This is a genomic window from Gottfriedia acidiceleris (assembly GCF_050457485.1).
Lineage (GTDB): Bacteria > Bacillota > Bacilli > Bacillales > Bacillaceae_G > Gottfriedia > Gottfriedia acidiceleris_D.
In genome coordinates this window covers 23,565-29,564 of sequence record NZ_JBCMJM010000031.1, presented here as the reverse complement: position 1 = coordinate 29,564, position 6,000 = coordinate 23,565, and the positions used below count along the sequence as shown (strand labels likewise).

6 protein-coding genes are annotated in these 6,000 nt (G+C 33.2%); all 6 read right to left on the bottom strand.

What is annotated here, in order from left to right:
* Positions 1-540: 540 nt before the first annotated feature.
* The 6 genes from ABEY15_RS23520 to ABEY15_RS23495 all read right to left on the bottom strand — a co-directional run bounded on the left by ABEY15_RS23520 (position 541) and on the right by ABEY15_RS23495 (position 5,987).
* Positions 541-2,049: a flavin monoamine oxidase family protein gene (locus tag ABEY15_RS23520; RefSeq protein WP_429892396.1), complete on the bottom strand. Its 1,509-nt coding sequence runs from the start codon at positions 2,047-2,049 to the stop codon at positions 541-543.
* A gap of 157 nt (positions 2,050-2,206) precedes the next feature.
* The gene (locus ABEY15_RS23515; protein WP_170927396.1) at positions 2,207-2,347 is read right to left on the bottom strand and encodes a lmo0937 family membrane protein; all 141 of its coding nucleotides are present in this window, start codon (positions 2,345-2,347) and stop codon (positions 2,207-2,209) included.
* 182 nt (positions 2,348-2,529) lie between these two features.
* Entirely contained in the window at positions 2,530-3,351 is an 822-nt protein-coding gene (nadE, locus tag ABEY15_RS23510; RefSeq protein ID WP_429892395.1) for an ammonia-dependent NAD(+) synthetase, read from the bottom strand.
* Positions 3,348-3,977, bottom strand: coding sequence for a nicotinate (nicotinamide) nucleotide adenylyltransferase (gene nadD / locus ABEY15_RS23505; protein WP_429892394.1), 630 nt, complete (start codon positions 3,975-3,977; stop codon positions 3,348-3,350). Before nadD ends, nadE begins: the two co-directional genes overlap by 4 nt.
* On the bottom strand, positions 3,970-5,439 hold the full coding sequence (locus ABEY15_RS23500; RefSeq protein WP_429892393.1) for a nicotinate phosphoribosyltransferase: 1,470 nt from the start codon (positions 5,437-5,439) through the stop codon (positions 3,970-3,972). Before ABEY15_RS23500 ends, nadD begins: the two co-directional genes overlap by 8 nt.
* Positions 5,436-5,987, bottom strand: a complete 552-nt coding sequence (locus ABEY15_RS23495) for a cysteine hydrolase family protein (RefSeq protein WP_429892392.1) — start codon at positions 5,985-5,987, stop codon at positions 5,436-5,438. Before ABEY15_RS23495 ends, ABEY15_RS23500 begins: the two co-directional genes overlap by 4 nt.
* Positions 5,988-6,000 lie beyond the last annotated feature (13 nt).

Sequence of the window (6,000 nt, the reverse complement as noted above, 5' to 3'; positions counted from 1 at the left end):
CGAGACCTGAGCCTCCTCGGCGAGCCTGCGGGGTCTCAGCCTTCCCGCATATCCCATAGGAGTCGAGCATCCCTCCATTCCAATCAACTTGTTCATCAAAAAAAGTCTACAATAAAAACCTAATCAAATAGCCTTTACTTAGTGTAAACTAACAGTTGATTCTTAATTAGTTTGTAGGTAAATTAATATCGAACATTAATTTATAAACTAATCACTTATTTTGTTTATATAAAAATTTCTTATAATATTTTAAACTTCTGAAAAAAACATTACTAGTGTTTGAAGAATTCTAAAATTACTCAAACATAAACCAATTTAAAAAAATAAAAGAACATACCAAAATAAAAAATTAATCTTCAATAATTTTCGTTTTCCCTATTGACCGTTTATATTTCAACACTCTGGAAACCTACAAGGTTATGTACCTGTGGGTTTTATGTTTTTCTTGAATTCCGTGGCATAGGGGTTTCAATTAATTGAATAAAAGCATTTTGTGAACTATTGCTGCTATCTAAGGTTATAAATTAAAAACTGTAGTACTTAAACTTGATCATGTGTTTCAAAATTCTCATTTGCTGTTGATTTAGGTAAATCGTTAACCTCATAAGCCACCCTTATTCCGGATTCGATTGCACCTTGAATCCAACCTGGGGCTGTAGAGGTGTGATCACCAGCAAAATGAATCAGTCCTTCTGGAGTTGAAATATATGGGGCAATCTCGGTTTGCTGGTCAGGTTTGTAAATAGCAAAAGCTCCTCCTGAAAAAGGATTTTCTGACCAACTAAATGTATTACCGGTAATAAACTCATTATATATTTCTTTACCGTAAATTTTAGATAGATCTTCTAGCGCATTCTCTATTTGTTCTTTTTCAGTTAAGCTATCCCAAATTGAAGCATTATCTTCCCATGTATAGCTTGCTAATATGACACCTGGACCTTCTGAACCAACGGATTGACTTGGGAAATAGGAATAACGAACAGGTAGATCAGAAATCATTTTTCCTCCAATAAAACCCTCTTTCTCCCAAAATCTAGTTTTAAATTGTAAACCAATTTTAGTCGAAGGAACATAATGTAATTGTCGAATTGCTTTATATTTGTTATAAGAAAATAAATCGCGTGGAATGATTTCTACGAAGTTTAGTAATGAAAAAGGAATAGTAATGATGGCTAAGTCTCCAGTTACTGTATATGCCTGCGAGGTTTGTGTATTCTCTGTATGAATTGTTACAGAAGAGTCGTGTTGTTCAATTTTTTTCATTTTTTGATGGTAAATAATATTTTCTTGTAATTCAGGTAGGAATGAATACGGTAAGTGATCGTTTCCACCCTTTATTTCATAAAACTTTAGTCCAGGAGTAAATAGAATCATTACTTCTCGAAGTAAGGCAGTGAATGAAAGCTCAGGAAAACCTTCCATCCCAAGCATAACCTTAATCATATCAATGGCTCCAACTGATAATGTTCTGCCATAAGGATTATATTTCAAATAATATTCCATCGAATAACGATCAAGTAATTTAATAACGATTTCCCAATTCTTTTTTGGATTCTTTTTAATGAAGTCAGTTACAGGTTGCATGGCGTATTGAGCTAAAAATTCAGCTGTTTTACCTTTTTCAGATGGTGAAGTAGGGAAGTTAAGAATGTCTGGATTTTCTTCATAAATCTTTTGAATGGTTCTTACATTATTTACGTATATAATATCGTTTGGAGTGCTATTAATGAATTCTTCTAAAGGAAGGTTAAATTTCTTAATATATTCTAAAACAAGCAAGTGAATAGAAGGTATTCTCATAGCACCATTTTCCATATACTGTCCTGCAAAAAAATTACGATTAGTAAAAATACGACCACCAATTCGATTATTTCCTTCTAGAATTGTTACTTCATGTCCTGCTCCTTTTAAAAGGGAAGCAGCTACTAAACCTGATATTCCAGCACCAACAATTATTATATTTTTAGGTTCAAGTGTTTTTGGAAGTCCTGTACGAATTGTTTGAAGCATTTGTTCCATTGATATAGGAGGCTCCATACTAACTGGCATAATTTCGCTCCTCTTATTTATGACATTCATAGAAGTTTATTCAAAAATTGAGGAATATAGAAGAGTTTAAAAACAGGATTAGGAATCGAAATGGCATAAGAAAAAGAGCTTGAAATATCAAGCTCTTTAGTTTGTAGAAAAAGTCTCTAAAGATATGCTACTTTTTACGTCTAAATAGGTTAACGATAAATACAATAATTGCGATAATTAATAGAATATGAATTAGTCCACCTGCGATATGGAAAGTAAAATAACCTAATACCCATAAGATTAAAAGAATAAAAAATAAAATCCACATGATATGAACATTCCTTTCTTAATGACTGTATTATTACGTTGTCCAATTTTAACTTTCATATCCATTTATTGAGCAGACAAGTAAAAAAACTACCAAAATAGGTAGCTTTTTAGTGTGTTAACAAAGTTAACCTAATTTCAGACTGATTACAAGCGACTGTTTAGTGGGTAGTTTGAAATGAATTAAAATTTATCAAAAACAGTGTAAGGCATTTGTCGCTTATGTCTAGATTTATTAAACCATGATTCGATTTTTGCTTGAGAGTCACTATTAATTTCTTTACCTTCTAAATAATCATCGATTTCATCATATGTAACTCCAAGAGCGACTTCATCTGCTAATTGTGGGCGATCTTCTTCAAGGTCAGCTGTTGGAACTTTTTCATATAGCTTAGGTGGGCAATTTAATTCTTTTAGTAGCATCTTTCCTTGACGCTTATTTAGACGGAAAATCGGACAAAGGTCTGATCCACCATCGCCATATTTAGTGTAAAAGCCAGTAATAGCCTCAGCGGAATGGTCAGTGCCTAAAACAACACACCCATTCATAGCAGCAATGCTATATTGAGCTTTCATTCTTTCACGTGCTTTTTCATTACCTTTTGCAAAATCAGTAAGGTCAACGCCAATATCTTTTAATGTTTTAACACTAGCATCTACAGCAGCTTTAATATTCACTGTGTATGTCTTAGTTGGTTGGATAAACTTTAACGCTTCCTGGCAATCCTCTTCGTCCATTTGAACGCCATATGGTAATCGAATTGCGATAAATTGATAATTTTTTTCTGATTGCTCACTATTTAATTCATCTATTGCCATTTGTGCAAGTTTACCAGTTAAAGTTGAATCTTGGCCACCTGAAATACCTAATACAAAACCATTTAAAAATGAATGTTTTTTAAGATAGCTTTTTAGGAAATCAACACTTATTCTTACTTCCTCTTTAGGATCGATAACTGGCTTTACTTTCATTTCTTCGACGATTTCTATTTGTAAACTGTTCAATCTTCATTCTCCTTTTGATACAGATTGTATTTTTTAATATAAGCGTAGCAATCCTCAGGTAATAAATATCTTGGCTCGCCGCCTTTAGCAAACTCTTCTCGGATATATGTTGAACTAATTTCCATCGCTAATCCTTTATCAATTAGATGAAATCTTGAACCATTATCATTATTTCTTAATAAGGGAGAACGAGAGATGGTCTTTAGCATATCAATTCCATCACGGGCCATTACAATGAATTTATTTTCGGAAACTAATTGATCCCCGTATTTCCATTTTCCTTCTGCAATATCTTCTAGGAGATCAGCACCCATTATGAAATAAACTTCATCTTCACTATATTTCGCTTTAAAATGATTCATTGTATAGTAAGTGAATACTTCCCAAGCCTCTTTACTCATTTCATAATCGTCTGCAATAAACTTTGAGTTGTTTTGAATTGCCAATTTTAACATATTCCAACGATGTTCATCAGTATTATGTAAATGTTTATCCCTTCTTTTTGAAGAACATGGTAAAAAGATAACTTTGTCTAATTGACAACGATGAGCAATCGTACTTGCAGTCCATAAATGAACGTTTGTAATCGGATCAAACGAACTGCCATAAATCCCAATTTTAGCCATTTTTCATTTCCTCTGTTTTCTTTCTAGCTTCTGCTATTTTTTCCATTTTGTTATCCCAACATTTTTGACTTAAGTCTACAGGATATTCTTCAGGGTTTAATGCACGCTTGTATTCTTCCCAAAGTACACTTAAGTTGTTTTCAGCAAAATCCTGAATGTCTTTAATTGCAGGCACTTTGTAGACTAATTCACCTTTAGTAAAGATTTGGTGATGTAGTTCTCTAGCTTCAAAATTAGTTACAAACTTACTGATATATGGATGGACCGGATGGAATAACTTTATTTTTTCCTCAGATCCTGGATCTTCATCTTCAAGGGCAATATAATCAGCCTCAGCGTGATGGTTAACTGTATTAATAATTCGATACAATTTCTTAAGTCCAGGAGTTGTTACTTTTTCAGGGTTTTGAGAAATTTTTATTGTATCAATCATTTTCCCATTTTCATCTTCAATACTTACTAACTTATAAACAGCTCCTAGAGCCGGTTGATCATATGCTGTAATAAGCTTTGTTCCGATTCCCCAAGAATCAATTTTTGCTCCTTGTGATTTTAAATTTAAAATTGTATATTCATCTAAATCATTCGAAGCAACGATTTTTGTATTTACGAAACCAGCTTCATCGAGCATTTTTCTAGCTTCTTTCGATAAATAGGCTAAGTCACCACTATCTAGTCGGATTGCTGCAAAGTTAATTTTATCACCTAGTTCTTTTGCGACTTTAATTGCATTAGGCACTCCACTTTTTAGTGTATCGTATGTATCAACTAGGAATGTACAGTTGTAATGACGATCTGCATATTTTTTGAAAGCTATGTATTCATCTCTATATGCTTGCACTAGCGCATGAGCATGTGTACCTGAAACAGGAATGTTAAATAATTTACCAGCACGAACATTACTAGTCGCATGAAATCCACCAATATAAGCGGCTCTTGCTCCCCAAATGGCAGCATCAAATTCTTGAGCACGTCTTGTTCCAAATTCCATTAATGTATCATTACCAACGATATGTTTAATTCGTGAAGCTTTAGTAGCAATTAATGTTTGATAATTGACAATGTTTAATAAGGCAGTTTCAATTAATTGTGCCTCTAATAGCGGGGCCTCAATCCTTAAAATTGGCTCATTACCAAATACTAATTCACCTTCTTGAATTGCTCTAACTGAACCGGTGAATTTTACATTAGATAAAAATTGAATGAATTCATCTTTATATCCGAGTTCTTCTTTTAAATAGTCAAGATCTGAATTACTAAATTTAAAGTTCTGTAGAAAACTGATAATTTTTTCTAAACCCGCAAAGATTGCATATCCATTTCCAAATGGGAGTTTACGAAAATAAAGTTCAAAAATAGCGTTTTTATTGTGAATATTGTCTCCCCAATAGGTTTCCGCCATATTAATTTGATAAAGGTCTGTATGAAGTGCAAGGCTGTCATCTTGAAAGTTGTAATTCATCTTATTTCCGCCCCTAAAGTATTTTTGAAATGGCTTAATGCCCATTCATGCCCAGCTGCATTAAAACTTGCAACTGCCTGCTCGTGAACGACTATTTTATAACCCTTATTATAAGCATCGACTGCGGTATGTAATACACAAATATCCGTGCAAACTCCTATTAAATGAAGTTCATTAATGCCTCTTTCATTTAGTTTTATTTCAAGGTCTGTTCCTGCAAAAGCGGAGTAACGAGTTTTATCGAGCCATTGAATAGTTGAATTGTCTTTCGATGAATTGTATAAATCCATTAATCCACCATATAAATCTCTTCCTTTAGTATGTCTAATATTATGAGGTGGAAATAATTTTGCCTCGGGATGAAACGGATCATTCTCATCATGGACGTCTACTGCAAATACAACATAATCTCGATTTTCAATGAAACTTTTAGTTATTTGAAGAATCCTTTGTTCAATTTCCTGTGCCGGCTTGCCACAAGTTAATGAACCAGCATCTGCTACAAAGTCATTCGTATAATCAATAATAATGAGCGCTTTTTTATCCATTATTAATCACCCC

Excerpts from the sequence above, each read along its gene's own strand:
- ABEY15_RS23500 (WP_429892393.1), bottom strand. The coding sequence starts at position 5,439 with ATGAATTACAACTTTCAAGATGACAGCCTTGCACTTCATACAGACCTT.
- ABEY15_RS23520 (WP_429892396.1), bottom strand. The coding sequence starts at position 2,049 with ATGCCAGTTAGTATGGAGCCTCCTATATCAATGGAACAAATGCTTCAA.
- ABEY15_RS23495 (WP_429892392.1), bottom strand. The coding sequence starts at position 5,987 with ATGGATAAAAAAGCGCTCATTATTATTGATTATACGAATGACTTTGTA.
- nadD (WP_429892394.1), bottom strand. The coding sequence starts at position 3,977 with ATGGCTAAAATTGGGATTTATGGCAGTTCGTTTGATCCGATTACAAAC.
- ABEY15_RS23515 (WP_170927396.1), bottom strand. The coding sequence starts at position 2,347 with ATGTGGATTTTATTTTTTATTCTTTTAATCTTATGGGTATTAGGTTAT.